Origin of the sequence: Saccharopolyspora rectivirgula DSM 43747, from assembly GCF_000497205.1 — a bacterium.
GTDB lineage: Bacteria > Actinomycetota > Actinomycetes > Mycobacteriales > Pseudonocardiaceae > Saccharopolyspora > Saccharopolyspora rectivirgula.
The window spans coordinates 60,037-75,880 of record NZ_AYJW01000004.1; the positions used below are offsets into that span (position 1 = coordinate 60,037).

Below are 15,844 nucleotides of genomic sequence, written 5' to 3' on the forward strand. Positions count from 1 at the left end.
TGGGCAACGTCAGTCACACTGTCGGTGTGCGAATCGACCTGCACACGCATTCCACGGAGTCCGACGGGACTGACACCCCGGCGGAGCTGGTGGCGACCGCGCTCGCCGCGGGGCTCGACGCGATCGCGATCACCGACCACGACACCACCGCGGGGTGGGCCGAGGCGGAGCGGGCGGTCCGAGAACTGGCCGCTCCGGGCACGTTCCGCCTGGTTCCGGGTGCCGAGCTGTCCTGCTCCTGCCCGACCGGGCGGGGCGGGACCACCACGGTCCACCTGCTGGCCTACCTGTTCGACCCGAAATCACCGGCGCTGCAGCAGGAACAGGCCAGGTTGCGGGCGGAACGCCGGTCCCGGCTCCACCAGATGGCCCGGCGGATGGCCGACGACGGCTTCCCCGTCGACCCCGACGAGCTGATGGCCGGGTTGCCGCCGGACTCGCCGGGCGGGCGTCCCCACCTGGCTCGAGCCCTGGTCGCCGCGGGGACCGTCGCCAGCGTCGACGAAGCCTTCGCGCGCTACCTCGGCACCGGTGGGCAGTACTACCTGCCGCGCACCGACACACCGGTGCACCGGGCGATCGAAATGATCACCGAAGCCGGGGGAGTGACCGTGCTGGCCCACCCGTTCGCCGCGGCGCGCGGACCGGTGATCGACGCGGAAGTGGTCGCCGACCTGGTGGACCAGGGGCTGGTCGGGATCGAGGTCGACCACCCCGACCAGGACCCGGAAACCCGGGCCAGGCTGCGGGAACTGGCCGCTGAGCTGGACCTGGTCCCCACCGGCAGCAGCGACTACCACGGCACCAACAAGACGATCCGGATCGGCCAGGAGACCACTGCTCCGGAGTCGCTGGAGCGGCTCGCCGAGCGGGCCACCGGGAGCAAGATCATCGGGTGATGGCCCCGATCACCGCGCACCAGGAAGACACGTAGTGTGGAGAACATGCAGGGGCAACTCGCTCTCGAAGGGCTTCCGGAAAAGCTCGTCCGGGTCACGCCCGCCCGGTTGAGCACCTGGGAGCAGTGCCCCCGCAAGTACCGCATGGCCTATGTGGACCAACCGTCGCCGTCCCGGGCCGGCGCCAGCGCCAGCAGCACGCTCGGCGCGGTCGTGCACAACGCCCTGCGGGCGTTCTTCGAGCTCCCGGCGGAGCAGCGCACCGCTGGTCGAGCTGCCGCGCTGGTGCGCCAGTACTGGCGCAGCGAGGGGTTCTCCGGACCGGAACAGGCCGCTGCCCACCGGGCACGCGCTCAGGAGTGGGTCCAGGCCTACGTCGAGCAGCTCGAGCCGGGATTCGCCCCGGTGGCGGTGGAGCGGTGGGTGTCGGCTCCCGTGGGCACCATCATCGCCGAAGGTCGAGTGGACCGCATCGACGACCGCGATGGTCAACTGGTCGTCGTCGACTACAAGACCGGGCGCAGCGGGGTGCGGTCGGTCGATGCCGGGAAGTCGTTGGCGCTCGCCCTGTACGCGCTGGCGGTCAGCCACCACATGCGCCGCCCGTGCCGCCGGGTGGAGCTGCACCACTTGCCCACCGGTACTACTGTCGGCTGGGACCATTCCGAGCAATCCCTGGCCGACCTTCGCAGCAAGGCCGAACGGCTGGCTGCCGAACTGCAGGCGGCTACGGACGCTTTTCAGGCCGAAACGACCGAGGTGGGAGAAGCGATGTTCCCGGCGCGGCCTGGGAAGCGCTGCGCGTTCTGCGAGTTTCGGCAGCACTGCCCGGAAGGCCAGCAGGCCGCGCCGGAGACTGCACCGTGGGCTTCGCTTGAGGACCTTTGAATGCCAGGACCGTTTGACGATGGGCCGATGGCGCCTTCGCCCCGGCGTTACCCGCCGACGCGGCCTGCCCCCCGGAGGACCATCCCGCTGTCCGCCGAGGTGCGTCCCCGCCCTAGACCGGGTGGGCGTTCGGCCGGGCGGCATGCCCGCCACCGACCGCGGCGGGAGAGCCGGCTCCGGTCGTCGGTGCGCGGGTTGAGCGGATCTTTCGCCGCCGGTTTGCTGGTGCTGGCGCTGGGACTGGTCGTTGTGCACTTCTGGGTGGTCTCGCGGGGGCAGCAGGGCCCGGGCGCGGTGTCCGTCGCCTGCCAGCTGATAGCGGCCGTGCTGGCGGTCGCGCTGCAGCGGGTGGCCGACCGCCGCTCGGACGGGACGGGGACCGCGGCGCTGCTGGGGGTGTTCGCCCTCGGCCTCGGCTCGCTGTGGTTCTGGTGGTGGCTGTGATCAGCCCAGTGCCACCAGCTCGTCACCCCGCTGTTCCAGCACCACCGACCCGGTGCTGGCGAGCTGCACCGGCCCGGAGTGGCCGCCCCGGTCGACCGGGATGATCCGCTCGGGCTGCCCGCTGCGCAGCTCGACGACGGCCAGCCCGTCGGGAACCGGGACCAGGAGCTTGCCGGCGAAGCTGGTCCCGGGGCCGAGCGTGTCCGGAAGCGTCCACAGCGGGCGCAGGGTCTTCGCGTCCAGGGCCACCGTGTCCCGTCCGGTGTACCAGTGGATGCGCTGCTGGTTCCGGTAGGTCGGCTCGACGAGCACATCGCCCTGCCCGGACGGTTCCCCGACCCGGACCGGGAAGCGGTGCTCGATGTTGCCCTGGGCGTTGTACACCAGCACTTCCGACCGGTCCCGCAGCAGAACAGCGGTGCGCTCCTTGTTGGTGGCCACCACGCTGGCCTGGGAGCTGCCCAGGATGGTGGTGAAGACCTCTTCGGGCTCCTCGTGGTCCTCCGGGCGCGCCTTGACCGTGGTCAGCCGGTCGCCCGGTTCCTGCGGGCACTTCTCGACCAGCGCGATGCGGTCGTCGCCGGGCATGATCGAGGAGAACGTGCAGTCCGGGCGCCGCATCTTGTTGTCCGGGTTCTTCAGCGCCGGTGGGATCCCGTACTTCTGGGTGTGCACCAGATCGGAGCGCCACGTCTCGAACACGCGGGAGCCGGTGGCGGTGACGTAGGTCCCGTCGCCGATCAGCCGGGTGCCGAGCTCGGCGTCGCTGTTGCGCTGCGGGCCGCGGACCCCGGTGTCCCCCTTGAGCGCGGTGACTTCGCTGCAGTTGTGCGATTTGCGGTGGACGGCCAGCGCCATGCCCCACTCCTGGCCGACCGTGCACAGTGGAATGTCTCGGGCGTACCGCCAGCGGACTTCGCCCGTTCGCGGATCACGCCCGAGAACTTCGTTGCCGGAGCCGGTGACCACGGCCGGCCCGGCGACCACCGGTTCCGGGGTGGCCGGGCTGGCGGCCCGCCACTGCTCGGTGAGCCGGTCCGGGACCGCCATGGCAGGTGCCAGGTCCGGCAGCGGGGTGGCTGCTGTTTCGGAGACCGTGGCCCGGGCGTCGCTGTTCCACCACAGCGCACCGGCCCCGGCGATTACGGCCAGGACGAGTGAGACGACCACTGCGAGATCGGTCTTCGTGCGCCGTTCCGGCCGGACCACAGGTACTCCTTGCTCGGCTGGCTGCTTTCAGCGCCAGCTTAAGCGTTCCCCCTGGAGGATTCGGCGTTGGCTTCACCGGACTGCTTGCGGATCGCGGACTGCGGTTTGGCCGAACTCGTCCGCTTGGCCACGTCGGTCTCCTTGCCGCCGCGGGTGCGCCGCCGCCGGCGCTTGCGGGGGCGGGTCTCCTCGCTGTTGGCCGCGCTGGGCTTGACCTCCACGCCACCGCGGGTCCGGCGCCGCCGGCGCCGACGACCGCTGCCGTGCTCGGGTTCGGCATCCAGCCCCGGGCGGGTGCGCTTCGACAGGGGCAACCGCCCGCCGGCGTCCTCCGGGATGTCCAGGTCCGAGTACAGGTGCGGGGAGGTGGAGTACGTCTCGACCGGGTCCGGCTGGCCGAGGCCGAGCGCTTTGTCGATCAGCTTCCAGCGCTGCTCGTCCTCCCAGTCGACCAGGGTGATCGCGACACCGGTGCGGCCGGCCCGGCCGGTGCGGCCGATCCGGTGGATGTAGGTGTTCTCGTCCTCCGGGCACTGCAGGTTGATGACGTGGGTGACTCCGGCCACGTCGATGCCGCGGGCGGCCACGTCGGTGGCGACCAGCACGTCGATCTTGCCGGACCGGAAGGCCCGGAGCGCCCTCTCCCGCGCGCTCTGCCCCAGGTCGCCGTGCACGGCGCTGGCGGCGAAACCGCGCTCGGCCAGGTCGTCGGCGAGCTTCTGGGCGGAGCGCTTGGTGCGCGTGAAGATCATGGTCAGACCGCGGCCGGTGGCCTGCAGCACGCGGGCTATCAGCTCCGGCTTGTCCAGCGAGTGCGCCCGGTAGATCAGCTGCCGGGTGCGCTTGTGCACCGGCCCTTCTTCGCCCTGCTCGGCCCGGATGTGGGTCGGCTGGGTCATGAACGTGCGGGCCAGGGTGAGCACCGGGCCCGGCATGGTGGCCGAGAACAACATGGTCTGCCGCTGCTCGGGGAGCATCTGCAGGATGCGCTCCACGTCCGGCAGGAAGCCCAGGTCCAGCATCTCGTCGGCTTCGTCCAGCACCAGGGCGGAGACTTCGCCGATCTTCAGCTGCCCGTGCTCGGCCAGGTCGAGCAGTCGGCCCGGGGTGCCCACCACCAGGTCGACGCCGCTGCGCAGCGCCTTGATCTGCTCCTGGTACGGTCGCCCGCCGTACACCGCGGTCACCCGGACGTCCAGGTGCTTGCCGGCGTTGGCCAGGTCGCGGGTGACCTGCAGGCACAGCTCCCGGGTCGGCACCACGATCAGGGCTTGCGGCGTCCCGTTCCCGGGCAGGTCGATGCGTTGCAGCAGGGGAATCCCGAACGCCAGGGTCTTGCCGGTCCCGGTGCGCGCCTGGCCGATCAGGTCCTCACCGCGCAGGGCGAGCGGCAGGGTGAGCTCCTGGATCGGGAAGGCCCGTTCGATGCCGGCTTCCGCGAGGGCGCGAGTGATTTCCTCGGCCACGCCCAGCTCGGCGAAGGTCGGGCCGGCGGAGACCTGGGTGTTCGGGGCTGCCGGTTCAGCAGGTGTTCGTCCGGTTTCCGGCATGGTTTCGTGTTCGGTTGTGCTTTCGGTGAATGTCAGAGTGATCGCCTCTCTTGGTTTCTGCGCGCTTCGTGTCCGACTGCGGACCGCTCCTGGACGCGTGGCTTTTCCAGTTGCGCCGCAGTTCGCCGTGTCAGCGGCGCAGCCGCGCAATGGTCCGCTGAGCGGTCTGACGCTTTTGTCCCGGTCGGCGTCGCTGGCGCTGCAACACCGAGGCGAGCTGTCGAAAGCTCAGCGTCGCGCCGGCGGATATCCCAGGGCCGCCGGGACCGGCGGCAATCTGCGCAGAACCGGCCCGGTGAGGCCGTACCGCCTGGCGCTGAATGTTTCCACTGCCGAGGATACCCGCTAACCCCCCGTTGTCCGGTAGGACTGTGTGTGCCGGGTGCGTCGCGGGTTTACGCTCGCGCTCATGAGTGAGGCTGACCAGAGCGAAGCTCTGTCCGGGCAACGTGGCGAACGTTACACCGAGGGTGTGGTTGATCTGCTGGGGGTGCTCGCTTACGGGGAGCTCTCCGCGTTCGACCGGCTGGCCGAGGACGCGCGGACGGCTCCTACCCTGAGCGGCCGGGCTGCCCTGGCGAAGATGGCCACGGCGGAGATGGGGCACTACCGGCTGCTGGAGGAGCAGCTGGCCCGGCACGGGGTCGCGGTGGAGGACGCCATGCAGCCGTTCGTCACCGCGTTCGACAGCTTCAACGCGGCGACGGCGCCGCACTCCTGGCTGGAGTCCCTGGTCAAGGCGTACGTGGGGGACGGCTTGGCCGCTGACTTCTACCGCGAGGTGGCGGAATGGCTGGATCAGGAGCACCGGGATCTGGTGCTCACCGTGCTGGACGACACCGGGCATTCCGCGTTCGCCGAACGGGAGGTCCAGGCGGCCTGCGAGCAGGACCGGTCCTTGCGGGACAAGCTGACGCTGTGGGGTCGGCGGCTGCTGGGCGAGGCGATCACCCAAGCCCAACGGGTGGTGGCCGAGCGGGATGCGCTGGCGGAACTGATCATCACGGGTTCGGGGGACATCACCGGCATCGCGGAGATGTTCCGCCGGCTGCAGGGCAAGCACGCCGAACGGATGTTCCGGCTGGGCCTGGGATGAGTCGTCGACGGGCGACGCTTGCCCCGGTCGGCTTCGCATTTGGGATAGCCTTTCGGCATCGAACGAACACTTAACTCAACGGAGGTCGGCGTGGAGGTCAAGATCGGCGTCGTGGACAGCCCGCGTGAGCTGACTATCGCCAGCGGACAGTCCCCGAGTGAGGTCGAGTCGCTGGTCGCCGACGCGCTAAAGAACGCCGACGGTGTGCTGGCAATGACGGACTCGAAGGGGCGTCGGGTGATCGTCCCTTCCTCGAAGGTGGCTTACGTCGAGATCGGGCCGGCCGACGCGCCGCGCGTCGGTTTCGGCGTGCCCCAGCAGTGAGGTGCCGCTGGGGGTACGGGCGTGCTCTCCGTACCCCCGGTGCTCACTCCTCGGGGAGTTCCTGCGGGACGGCGAACGGTGGTTTGCCGGTCCCGGTGATCCGGTAGCGGCCCCACGGGTCCGGGTCGGAGAGCGTTCCGCTGGCCTCGCCGACCTCGGTGCGCAGCACCACGGTCTTCCGCTTGCCCTCCGCCGCCTGGCGCACGCTGTCGCTGGCGGACAGCCGCCCGTACCAGTGGAAGCGGCCGTCGATGGGTTGGAAGTGCCCGCGCAACACCACTTCGACCGGGATCTCCCGGTCGTCGGCGACGAGGGTGGCCGGGCCGCGGTAGTCGTCCTCATCGTGTTCGTGCATCGTCTTCCTCCGTGTTCTCCCCGTTGCCGGAGTCGTGCTGCCCGGTGGGCAACCGGTCCAGGTCGAAGGGCTGGTCGGGGTCGATGACGATGCCCGCGGTGCGCAGCACGCCGTCGATCCCGTGCCAGATGATCTGGGTCAGGTAGTCGATGAGGTCGGCACGGCTCATGGTCTTCTGGTCGAGCCACCAGTCGCCGCTGGCCTGCACCAGCCCGACCAGGCCGTGGCTCCACGCCTCCACGCCGCCGGAATCGATCTCCAGCGCCTCCAGGTACTGCCGGAGGACGCGGGACAGCGAGTTGGCGATCACCGTCTTCTCCGCCGACACCGGGTCTTTGCGGACCGGTTGGTCGATGAAGTTGCGCTGCACCACGAACCGGTAGAGCTCGGGGTATTCCTCGATGGTCCGCAGGTAGGCGTCCAGCAGGCGGCGGATGCGCTGGTTGGGGCTGCCGCCTTCGTCGAACAGCGGTTTCAGCCGCTGCATCAGCAGCTGGGTGCCCCATTCGCCGACGGCCAGGTACAGCTCGCTCTTGTCGCTGAAGTGCCGGTAGAGGACCGGTTTGCTGATCCCGGCTTCCGCGGCGATGTCGTCCATGCCCACGTCGTGGCCTTTCCGGCCGATGGCTCGCACCGCCGCTTCCACCAGCTCCGCGCGTCGCGCCTGCCGGTGTTCCTGCCAGCGCTCTCGCCGTCGGTCGGATGACGGCTTGACAGATCGAGAGACCTGAATCACGCTACCAAAGGTAACTGTTACTTCAGGTAACACGCAAAGGGCGGAGGTCCCGAGGGAGTGATCACCGCATGAGAGGAAGCCTGCAGGTCAACGACCGGGAGAAAACCGCGCAGCGCTTGCTGAACTCATCGGCCAGGAACAGCTACGACCCGGAAGTCGACATCGATTGGGACGCCCCCCTGGCCGAGGACAAGCCGTACATCCCGTTCAAGCGCTCCTCGCTGTACGGCACTCACCTGTGGGACCGGCTGACCGAGCAGCAGCGCATCGAACTCACCAAGCACGAGTTCGCCAGCATGGCTTCCAACGGCATCTGGTTCGAAGTGCTGCTGATGCAGATCCTGCTCCGGGAGTACTACAACGCCGACCCGTGCAGCAGCCACGCGCAGTACGCGCTGACCGAGATCGGCGACGAGACCAGGCATTCCACGATGTTCGCCAAAGCGGTGCAGCGGGTCGGCGCCCCCGCGTACGGACCGGTGCCGCTGCTGCGCCTCGGCGGCCGGCTGCTGCCCGCCACCCTGCGCGGCCCGGCGGCGTACGCGTCGATCCTCGTCGCCGAGGAGATCCTGGACCGGCTGCAGCGCGACCAGATGTGGGACGAGGACGTCCAACCGCTGGTGCGCATGGTCAACCGCATCCACGTCCTGGAAGAGGCCCGGCACGTGACCTTCGCCCGGGAAGAGGTCGTGCGGCTGATGCCCCGCCTCAACAAGGTCCAACTGGCCCACCAGCAGTACCTGACCGCGCTGGTGTCGTACTGCATCTGCTACAGCCTGATCAACCCGCGGGTCTACCGGGCGGTGGGACTGGACCCCAAGCAGGCGCACGAGGTCGCTTGGCGCAACCCGAACTACTTGGACACCCTGCACTGGTGCGGGGAGAAGATCATGGGCTTCCTCGACGAGGTCGGTTTGGTCGGCAAGCCCGGGATGTACTGGTGGAGGAAGGCACACCTGATCCGATGAGCACAACTGCGCAGCAAGACATGTTCACCACCGGCGACGGCACCCGCCTCCGCGTGGTCGAGGAAGGACCGGAGCAGGCGCCGGTGACCGTGGTGTTCCTCCACGGCTGGACGCTCACCCGGCACACCTGGGACCGGGCGGTCGCCCGCCTGGCGGAGACCGCCGAGGTCCGACCGCGGACCATCCGGTTCGACCTGCGCGGCCACGGGGAGAGCGACCCGGCGCCGCGCGGCACGGCGACCATCCGGCAGTGCGCCGACGACCTGGCGGAACTGATCGACCGGCGGGTGCCGACCGGGGAGGTCGTGCTGGTCGGGCACTCCATGGGCGGCATGGCGATCATGGCACTGGCCGAGCAGCACCCGGCCCTGTTCGCCGAGCGCGTGGCCGGGGTCGCCCTGGTCGCCACCTCGGCCGGCGATCTGGCCGAGCCCGACCTCCGGTTGCCGAAACCGGTCGCGGCCTTGGCCAACCGCGTCGAGCGGGCCGTCCGCCCACACCTGGCCAAGGCCACCGGACGGCGACTGGCGCGGCGGTCGAGCTGGCTGCGGCCGGGCTTGCGCTGGCTGCTGTTCGGCAGCGACCCGGTGCGCGCCGACATCGCGGCGACGGCGGAATGGGTGGCCGCCTGCAACCCGGCGAACATGGCCGCCTACCGGGAATCGCTGGCCGAGCACGACCGGCTGGCCGCGCTGCGCAGGCTCGGCTCCAAGCCGGTGGTGCTGCTCGCCGGAACCGCCGACCGGCTCACCCCGCGCCGGCACGCCGAGCGCATCGCGGCTGCGCTGCCGGAGGCGAAGTTCCTGCTCTACGGCGGCGCCGGTCACATGCTGCCGCTGGAACGGGAACCCGAGGTCACCCGGCAGATCGCCGAACTGGTGCGGCTCTCCGCGCGGCAGGCGGCCTGACGCGCCCGGTCCGGAGCACCGCCCTCCGGACCGGCCGGTCAGCCCTGCTGGAGGGGGAAGCCGGCAAGTCCCTTCCAGGCCAGTGTGGACATCAAGTTCACCGCTTCTTCGCGCGGGATCGAGTGCGCCGAGTCCAGCCAGTACCGCGCGGTCACCTGGCTGAGCCCGACCAGGCCGACGGCCAGCAGGCGAGCTTTCTCGGTGCTCAACCCGGCATCGGCGGTGACCGCTTCCGCGACTGCGTCCACGCAGCCGTTCAGCGCGGTCTCCACGGCCTTCTCCACGGCGGGCTCGCCGCGCAGGTCGGACTCGAAGACCAGCCGGAAGGCCTGGCCCTCCCCGTCGACGAACTCGTACAGGGCGCCCACCGCGGCCCGCACCCGCTGCTTGTTGTCCGAGGTGGACTCGATCGCCTTGCGCACCCGGCGCACCAGCTCGTTTCCGTGCAGCTCGAGCAGTGCCAGGTAGAGGTCGAGCTTGCCTGGGAAGTGCTGGTAGAGGACCGGTTTGCTGACCCCCGCCTGCTCGGCGATGTCGTCCATCGCCGCAGCGTGATACCCGTTGTTCACGAACACGTGCTGCGCTGCCTCCAGCAGCTGTGCCCGGCGTTCATCGCGGGGCAGCCGAACGCCTCGGCTCGGCTGCGCGGTCTCGGTCATCCTCGCCTCCAGTTCCCATGTGCCGGCCCCACCCGGTCTGCCTGTCCTCCGGGGTGGAAGCGCAACCGCGCAGGATACGCCTTCCGCACCGAACCTCCGGCTGGGCAGGCCGCTGTCGAACCCCCGGAAATCAGACTCTACTCGCCAGTAGAACTCAATACGGACAGCCGGGCTAACCAAAATCCGTCATTCTGAAGGCCGTGATGGCACATCCGGCCCAATCCGCCCGCTGGACGGAGCTGACCAGGGTGCCCTTGGCGGTGGACCAGGTGCGGGCGTCCGGGCCAGTTCCCGCTCCACCGGACGGCGAGCATGTGCGGCTGGTTACCAAGTGGGGGCAGATGCGGCTGCACCTGCGGGAGACGCCGAGCGACGCGCCGGGGCGAGCGGTGCTCCTGCACGGGCTCGCCGGTTCCTCCACCAACTGGGCGGACCTCTCCCGGCTGTTGGTGCCGCACCTGTCCAGCACCGCGCTCGACCTGCCCGGGTTCGGGCTCTCGGAACCGGTGGAGGGGTTCAGCTTCAGCCCGCGGGAGCACGCCCACGTCGTGATCCGGTACCTGGACGAGCACACCGACGAACCGGTGCACTTGGCCGGCAACTCGTTCGGCGGGGCGGTCGCGGTCGAGGTCGCGGCCAGCCGTCCGGATCTGGTGGCGAGCCTCACCCTGATCTCGCCGGCGGTGCCGGACCTGCGCCCCGATCCGCGCCGGCTCTCCGACCCCCGCCTCGGGCTGACCGTGCTGCCGCTGATCGGCCCCCGGATCCGGCGGCGGCTCGCCGGGATGACCCCGGAGGAACGCGCGCAGCGGCTGCTGCACCTGTGCTTCGCCGACCCCTCGCTGGCGCCACCGCACCGGCTGGCGCAGGTGGCCGAGGAGATCCGGCAGGTCGCCGCCCTGCCGTGGTCGGGAACGGCGGAGGAGCGCACCTTGGTGCAGCTGCTGCGGCACTGGTTGGCGCCGCCGAACCAGTCGCTGTGGTCCCTGCTGCAGCGGGTGCCGGTGCGATCCCTGGTGATCTGGGGTGAGGCCGACCGGGTGGTCAGCGTCCGCAAAGCCGTCCGCACCGCCAGAGCGCTGCCGCGCGGAAAACTCCTCGTGCTCCCCAGAACCGGGCACGTGGCCCAGATCGAGCGTCCCCGGATCGTCGCCGCAGCGATGATCGGCATGATCAAGGAAGACACTTGGTAATCAACCGGTCATTTCATGGGGTGATCTTCCTGCGAGCGGCTCACTCGGCCGCCGCAGCGGTTCTGGAGTTGTGGCAATCTAAGGGCCGTGGCCAGCTCTCCGTCTCCCCCCGAGTCCGGTGAGGAATTCACCGACGAATCCCCTTCCAGCGCAACGCGAACCGAGCCGCTCGCCGCTGCCTGGGATCCGGTGGGCGAACAGCTCGCACCGGAAGAAGGGGCCGAACCGGAGCGGCGTGGGCGGTTGTCCCGCTACGGCTGGCGGATGTACGCGGTTCCGCTGCTGGTCGTCATCAGCGCGCTCGCGGTGCTCCAGACCGTGAGCCCGGTGGGCGGTGGCTCCGCGGCCAGCGAGCACTCGGCCGAGTTCGCGGAGGAGGAGCCGGAAGAGCAGCAGCCGGTGGTCACCGAAGCCCCGCCGGGGCAGGTCTTCGACGAGAACATGTTCTCGGCCGATCTGCCGCCGGGCGGCGAGATCCCGGAAACCGGGGCCCGGACCTACGAGGTGCTGCCCGGTTCCACCGACGTCATCGGCTCCGGGAAGCTGTACCGCTACACCGTCGAAGTCGAAGTCGGGGTGGAACTGGCCGAGGGCAACGACAGCTTCGCGCACCTGGTGGACGCCACCTTGGCCGATCCTCGGAGCTGGACGAACCCGAAGGCCGGCGGCATCGCGCTGCAGCGGGTCGACAGCTCCGGCCCCAGCCCGGACTTCCGGGTCATCCTGGTCAGCCAGCAGACCGCCCGCGAGGTGTGCGGGTACAGCTCGGGCGTGCCCTATGACAGCTCGTGCCGGCAGGGCGAGATGGTCTACATCAACGCGGCCCGCTGGGTGCGCGGCGCGGTGGCTTACCAGGGTGACATTGGTAACTACCGGCGCTATGCGATCAATCACGAAGTGGGGCACGTCTTCGGCAACGGCCACGTCGCCTGCCCGAAGCAGGGCGGGCTCGCGCCGGTGATGATGCAGCAGACGTTCAGCGTGTCGAACAACGAGCTCAACGAGCTGAACGAGATCGCCGACCAGGGGACCTACATCCCGGCCAACGGTTTCGTCTGCAAGCCCAACCCCTGGCCTTTCCCGCTGGCCGACTCCGGTGCGTAGGCTTGAGGGGTCTGCCTCCCGGATCGTGGGAGGACTTTGGCCTGCGGAAGCTTTTCGGGGAGTCTTGCGTTGCAGATTCCGGGAGGCCCGCTGGGCCCTCGAGGAAGCTTGAGGTGCTGCCGCCGTGCCCTGCCCCCGAAACCGGGGTGGGCCAGGGTGTCGTGCGCGCTGTACCGACCATCGAGGAGGAGCTGGGAATGTCCGGCGCAACGTCGCTTCCGCCGCTGGTCGAACCGGCGGAGGAGCTGACAAAGGAAGAGGTCGCGCGCTACAGCCGCCACCTGATCATTCCCGATGTCGGGATGGAAGGCCAGAAGCGGCTGAAGAACGCCAAGGTGCTGGTGATCGGCGCCGGTGGGCTCGGCAGCCCGGCGCTGCTGTACCTCGCTGCTGCCGGCGTCGGCACGATCGGCATCGTCGAGTTCGACGAGGTCGACGAGTCGAACCTGCACCGGCAGGTCATCCACGGCCAGTCCGACCTCGGCCGTCCGAAGGGCGAGTCCGCCCGGGACTCGATCGCCGAGGTCAACCCGTTCGTCAAGGTCAACCTGCACAAGACGCGCCTGACGTCGGAGAACTCGCTCGACATCTTCCGCGACTACGACCTGATCCTGGACGGCACGGACAACTTCGCCACCCGTTACCTGGTCAACGACACCGCCGTGCTGCTGGGCAAGCCGTACGTGTGGGGTTCGATCTTCCGGTTCGAGGGCCAGGCGAGCGTGTTCTGGGACCAGTACGGCCCGAACTACCGCGACCTGTACCCCGAGCCGCCGCCGCCCGGAATGGTGCCGTCCTGCGCCGAGGGCGGTGTGCTGGGCGTGCTGTGCGCGTCGATCGGTTCGATCATGGCCACCGAGGCGGTCAAGCTGATCACCGGCATCGGTGAGACGCTGCTCGGCCGGCTGATGATCTACGACGCGCTCGAGATGAGCTACCGCACCGTGCAGATCCGCAAGGACCCGAACACCAAGCCGGTCACCGAGCTGATCGACTACGAGTCCTTCTGCGGTGTGGTCTCCGACGACGCGCAGCAGGCCGCCGCCGGCAGCACCATCACCCCGCGCGAGCTGAAGGAGATGTTCGACCGGGGTGAGAAGTTCGAGCTGATCGACGTCCGGGAGCCGCACGAGTACGAGATCGTCAAGATCGAGGGCTCGAAGCTGATCCCGAAGGACCGCATCCTGTCCGGGGAAGCCCTGGCGGAGCTGCCCCAGGACCGCCAGATCGTGCTGCACTGCAAGTCCGGCGCCCGGTCCGCGGAAGCGCTGGCCGCTTTGCACAAGGCCGGCTTCAGCAACGCCGTCCACTTGGGTGGCGGGGTTCTCGGCTGGGCCCGGGACGTGGACCCGGAACTGCCGACCTACTGACGGCTGCAGCAACTGGATTTGCCCGGCCGGGTGGCGCACGCCACCCGGCCTTCGGCTTCTTCGGGTCCATTCCGGAGTGGCAGCTGCGAGAATCGCTGGGCACGAGGTAGCGTCTGGCTCGTGAGTCCTACGCCGGAGCCGCCACCGCCGCACGTGCGCGCGGCATTCGGTGCGCGCGAGGAAGAACCCGAGCAGCTGCCCGGTTCCCTGGCCTGGCGCTGCGGAGACATCGTGCTCAAACCCGCGGCGAACACGGCGGAAGCTGCCTGGGTGGCACAGACGCTGGACGCACTGGAGCCGGAAGAAGTCCGGATCTCCCGGCCGGTCCGCTCGTCGGACGGCCGCTGGGTGGTGTCCGGTTGGTCGGCCAGCCGGGACATCGCTGGGCGCCCGCAGCCGCGGCACGACGACGTGGTGGCGATGTCGCTGCGCTTGCACCTGGCCTGCCAGCAGTTGGAGCGTCCGCGTTTTCTGGCTGCGCGGCAGGACATCTACGCGGTGGCCGATCGGATGGCGTGGGGCGAAGAGGAGTACCAGCTGCCGGAGGAGAAGGGCGGCCGGCTGTACGACGTGCTCGCCGGTTCCCGGCGGGAAATGGAGCTCTCCCCGCAAATAGTGCACGGTGACCTGTTCGGCAACGTGCTGTTCGCCGACGACGAGCCACCGGGACTGCTCGACTTCCAGCCGTACTGGCGACCGGCCGAGTGGGCCGCGGCCGTGGTGGTGATCGACGCCCTGGCGTGGGGCGGCGCTGATCCGGCCATTGTGGAGCGCTGGTCGCACTTGGCGGAGTGGCCGCAGGCGCTGCTGCGCGCGCTGCTCTTCCGGCTCGCCGTCCACGCGCTGCACCCGAGGTCGACCCGGGAGTCCCTGGCGGGGTTGGAACGCGCTTCGCAGATGGTGCTCGAAGTGCTGTGACGCCTTGCGCGATCACCGCGGGACGGCAGGGCGGTGTGTGACGATGGGCGGGTGCAGGAACTACCGCTCACCGGCCGCACGGTGGCTGTGACCGCAGAACGCAAGGCGGAGGAGATCGCGGCGGCGTTCGCCCGGCGCGGTGCCCGGGTGTTGCGCGCACCGGCGATCCGCACGGTTCCGCTGGAGAGCGACGGGGAACTGGCCGAGGCCACGCAACGGGTGCTCAGCGCCCCGGTCGATCACCTGGTCGTGATGACCGGGGTCGGGTTCCGCGGATGGCTGGAGGCGGCTCGCGCCAACGGGCAGCACGAGCGCCTTCTCGAGCACTTGGGGGCGGCGGAGATCCTGGCCCGCGGGGCCAAGGCGCGGGGCGCGGTGCGCGGCGCGGGGTTGACCGAGCAGTGGACCTCACCGGCCGAGGAATCGGCCGAAGTGCTGGACTTCCTGCTGGACCGCGGCGTGGCCGGTCGGCGTGTCGTGGTGCAGGTGCACGGCGAGCCGATGCTGGAGTTCCGCCAGCGGCTGACCGAGGCGGGAGCCGAGGTGGTGCCGGTGACCGTCTACCGGTGGACAGATCCCGCGGACTTGACCGCCCTGGACGGACTGATCGACTCGCTGATCGCCGGGGAGGTCGACGCGCTTCCGCTGACCAGCGCTCCGGCGGCCAAGAACCTGCTTGGCCGCGCCGACCGCACCGGCCGGGGCGAGCAGTTGCGGGAGGCGTTGCAGCAGGTGCTCATCGCGTGCGTCGGCCCGGTCACCGCCGCGCCGGTGGTGGCGGCCGGCCTGTCCTGCGTCCAGCCGGAGCGGGCCCGCACCGGTGCGCTGGTGCGGCTGGTCACCGAGCGGCTCGCCGGCAGCGGTTCCGCTCAGGCGCCCCAGCGGTAGCGGCGCATGTCGATCCGGCTCCCGTCCGGGATGACGCCTTCGGCGCGCAGCAGCCCCAGCTGTCGCTCGCGCAGGTGATCGGCCGCCGTGCCGTTGGAGCGCAGCACCCGGTGCCACGGCAGGTCGGCGCTGTCCTCGGCGAGGATCCGCCCCACCAACCTGGGGGAGCGCAGGCCGGCGAGTTCGGCGACGTCCCCGTACGACAGCACGCGGCCGGGCGGGATCGCGGCCACGACCGCCCGCACTCGCTCCAGGATTCGCTCGTCCACGCGTCCAGTGTCACCTGCCGTGGCGGGCCCGCCACGGCCCGGGAACGAACGCGGTGGTCGATTGAG

The 15,844-nt window shown here is 70.1% G+C and carries 18 protein-coding genes; 12 read left to right on the top strand and 6 right to left on the bottom strand.

What is annotated here, in order from left to right; genetic code table 11:
* Positions 1–26: 26 nt before the first annotated feature.
* The 3 genes from SREC43747_RS0102155 to SREC43747_RS21800 all read left to right on the top strand — a co-directional run bounded on the left by SREC43747_RS0102155 (position 27) and on the right by SREC43747_RS21800 (position 2,231).
* Positions 27–899, top strand: a complete 873-nt coding sequence (locus SREC43747_RS0102155) for a PHP domain-containing protein (RefSeq protein WP_029719514.1) — start codon at positions 27–29, stop codon at positions 897–899.
* A 45-nt stretch (positions 900–944) separates the two neighbouring features.
* A complete protein-coding gene (locus SREC43747_RS0102160; protein ID WP_029719515.1) occupies positions 945–1,787 on the top strand; it encodes a RecB family exonuclease in 843 nt (280 codons plus the stop codon).
* Between the two features lie 195 nt (positions 1,788–1,982).
* Positions 1,983–2,231: a hypothetical protein gene (locus SREC43747_RS21800; RefSeq protein WP_081855537.1), complete on the top strand. Its 249-nt coding sequence runs from the start codon at positions 1,983–1,985 to the stop codon at positions 2,229–2,231.
* Here the strand turns inward: SREC43747_RS21800 and SREC43747_RS0102170 are convergent, their stop codons facing one another.
* Positions 2,232–3,440, bottom strand: a complete 1,209-nt coding sequence (locus SREC43747_RS0102170; RefSeq protein WP_029719517.1) for an Rv3212 family protein — start codon at positions 3,438–3,440, stop codon at positions 2,232–2,234.
* Positions 3,441–3,478: 38 nt separating this feature from the next.
* Complete coding sequence (locus SREC43747_RS0102175) at positions 3,479–4,990, bottom strand: DEAD/DEAH box helicase (protein ID WP_081722383.1); 1,512 nt, start codon at positions 4,988–4,990, stop codon at positions 3,479–3,481.
* A 409-nt stretch (positions 4,991–5,399) separates the two neighbouring features.
* Between SREC43747_RS0102175 and SREC43747_RS0102180 the strand changes: the two genes are divergently transcribed.
* Entirely contained in the window at positions 5,400–6,086 is a 687-nt protein-coding gene (locus tag SREC43747_RS0102180; RefSeq protein ID WP_029719519.1) for a ferritin-like fold-containing protein, read from the top strand.
* A 90-nt stretch (positions 6,087–6,176) separates the two neighbouring features.
* Positions 6,177–6,410 (top strand): DUF3107 domain-containing protein, encoded by a 234-nt coding sequence (locus SREC43747_RS0102185; protein ID WP_029719520.1) that lies wholly within the window; start codon positions 6,177–6,179, stop codon positions 6,408–6,410.
* A gap of 43 nt (positions 6,411–6,453) precedes the next feature.
* Here SREC43747_RS0102185 and SREC43747_RS0102190 read toward each other — a convergent pair whose 3' ends face one another.
* Positions 6,454–6,765, bottom strand: a complete 312-nt coding sequence (locus SREC43747_RS0102190; RefSeq protein ID WP_029719521.1) for a DUF4873 domain-containing protein — start codon at positions 6,763–6,765, stop codon at positions 6,454–6,456.
* On the bottom strand, positions 6,749–7,534 hold the full coding sequence (locus SREC43747_RS0102195; RefSeq protein WP_306413760.1) for a TetR/AcrR family transcriptional regulator: 786 nt from the start codon (positions 7,532–7,534) through the stop codon (positions 6,749–6,751). The genes SREC43747_RS0102190 and SREC43747_RS0102195 overlap by 17 nt, the downstream gene beginning before the upstream one ends.
* A gap of 35 nt (positions 7,535–7,569) precedes the next feature.
* Between SREC43747_RS0102195 and SREC43747_RS0102200 the strand changes: the two genes are divergently transcribed.
* Positions 7,570–8,469: an AurF N-oxygenase family protein gene (locus SREC43747_RS0102200; protein ID WP_029719523.1), complete on the top strand. Its 900-nt coding sequence runs from the start codon at positions 7,570–7,572 to the stop codon at positions 8,467–8,469.
* Positions 8,466–9,377 (top strand): alpha/beta fold hydrolase, encoded by a 912-nt coding sequence (locus SREC43747_RS0102205; protein ID WP_029719524.1) that lies wholly within the window; start codon positions 8,466–8,468, stop codon positions 9,375–9,377. Before SREC43747_RS0102200 ends, SREC43747_RS0102205 begins: the two co-directional genes overlap by 4 nt.
* 38 nt (positions 9,378–9,415) lie before the next feature.
* Here SREC43747_RS0102205 and SREC43747_RS0102210 read toward each other — a convergent pair whose 3' ends face one another.
* On the bottom strand, positions 9,416–10,036 hold the full coding sequence (locus SREC43747_RS0102210; protein WP_029719525.1) for a TetR/AcrR family transcriptional regulator: 621 nt from the start codon (positions 10,034–10,036) through the stop codon (positions 9,416–9,418).
* A gap of 203 nt (positions 10,037–10,239) precedes the next feature.
* On the opposite strand from SREC43747_RS0102210, the gene SREC43747_RS0102215 reads away from it, so the two are divergent.
* The 5 genes from SREC43747_RS0102215 (at position 10,240) to SREC43747_RS0102235 (ending at position 15,509) form a co-directional block, all read left to right on the top strand.
* Complete coding sequence (locus SREC43747_RS0102215; RefSeq protein WP_029719526.1) at positions 10,240–11,229, top strand: alpha/beta fold hydrolase; 990 nt, start codon at positions 10,240–10,242, stop codon at positions 11,227–11,229.
* Between the two features lie 87 nt (positions 11,230–11,316).
* Complete coding sequence (locus SREC43747_RS0102220) at positions 11,317–12,333, top strand: DUF3152 domain-containing protein (RefSeq protein WP_201768606.1); 1,017 nt, start codon at positions 11,317–11,319, stop codon at positions 12,331–12,333.
* 197 nt (positions 12,334–12,530) lie between these two features.
* On the top strand, positions 12,531–13,703 hold the full coding sequence (gene moeZ, locus SREC43747_RS0102225) for an adenylyltransferase/sulfurtransferase MoeZ (protein WP_029719528.1): 1,173 nt from the start codon (positions 12,531–12,533) through the stop codon (positions 13,701–13,703).
* Positions 13,704–13,823: 120 nt separating this feature from the next.
* On the top strand, positions 13,824–14,621 hold the full coding sequence (locus SREC43747_RS0102230) for a TIGR02569 family protein (RefSeq protein ID WP_081722384.1): 798 nt from the start codon (positions 13,824–13,826) through the stop codon (positions 14,619–14,621).
* Between the two features lie 51 nt (positions 14,622–14,672).
* Positions 14,673–15,509 carry a uroporphyrinogen-III synthase gene (locus SREC43747_RS0102235; protein ID WP_236622983.1) on the top strand — a complete coding sequence of 279 codons (837 nt, stop codon included), beginning with the start codon at positions 14,673–14,675 and terminating at the stop codon, positions 15,507–15,509.
* Here the strand turns inward: SREC43747_RS0102235 and SREC43747_RS0102240 are convergent.
* Positions 15,491–15,778, bottom strand: coding sequence for an MGMT family protein (locus tag SREC43747_RS0102240; RefSeq protein WP_029719531.1), 288 nt, complete (start codon positions 15,776–15,778; stop codon positions 15,491–15,493). The two genes, SREC43747_RS0102235 and SREC43747_RS0102240, sit on opposite strands and share 19 nt — an antisense overlap.
* Positions 15,779–15,844 lie beyond the last annotated feature (66 nt).

Bases quoted from the DNA above. Each gene is read 5' to 3' on its own strand.
- SREC43747_RS0102205 (WP_029719524.1), top strand. From the start codon at position 8,466: ATGAGCACAACTGCGCAGCAAGACATGTTCACCACCGGCGACGGCACC.
- SREC43747_RS0102215 (WP_029719526.1), top strand. From the start codon at position 10,240: ATGGCACATCCGGCCCAATCCGCCCGCTGGACGGAGCTGACCAGGGTG.
- SREC43747_RS0102200 (WP_029719523.1), top strand. From the start codon at position 7,570: ATGAGAGGAAGCCTGCAGGTCAACGACCGGGAGAAAACCGCGCAGCGC.
- moeZ (WP_029719528.1), top strand. From the start codon at position 12,531: ATGTCCGGCGCAACGTCGCTTCCGCCGCTGGTCGAACCGGCGGAGGAG.
- SREC43747_RS0102180 (WP_029719519.1), top strand. From the start codon at position 5,400: ATGAGTGAGGCTGACCAGAGCGAAGCTCTGTCCGGGCAACGTGGCGAA.
- SREC43747_RS0102190 (WP_029719521.1), bottom strand. From the start codon at position 6,765: ATGCACGAACACGATGAGGACGACTACCGCGGCCCGGCCACCCTCGTC.
- SREC43747_RS0102160 (WP_029719515.1), top strand. From the start codon at position 945: ATGCAGGGGCAACTCGCTCTCGAAGGGCTTCCGGAAAAGCTCGTCCGG.
- SREC43747_RS0102175 (WP_081722383.1), bottom strand. From the start codon at position 4,990: ATGCCGGAAACCGGACGAACACCTGCTGAACCGGCAGCCCCGAACACC.
- SREC43747_RS0102210 (WP_029719525.1), bottom strand. From the start codon at position 10,036: ATGACCGAGACCGCGCAGCCGAGCCGAGGCGTTCGGCTGCCCCGCGAT.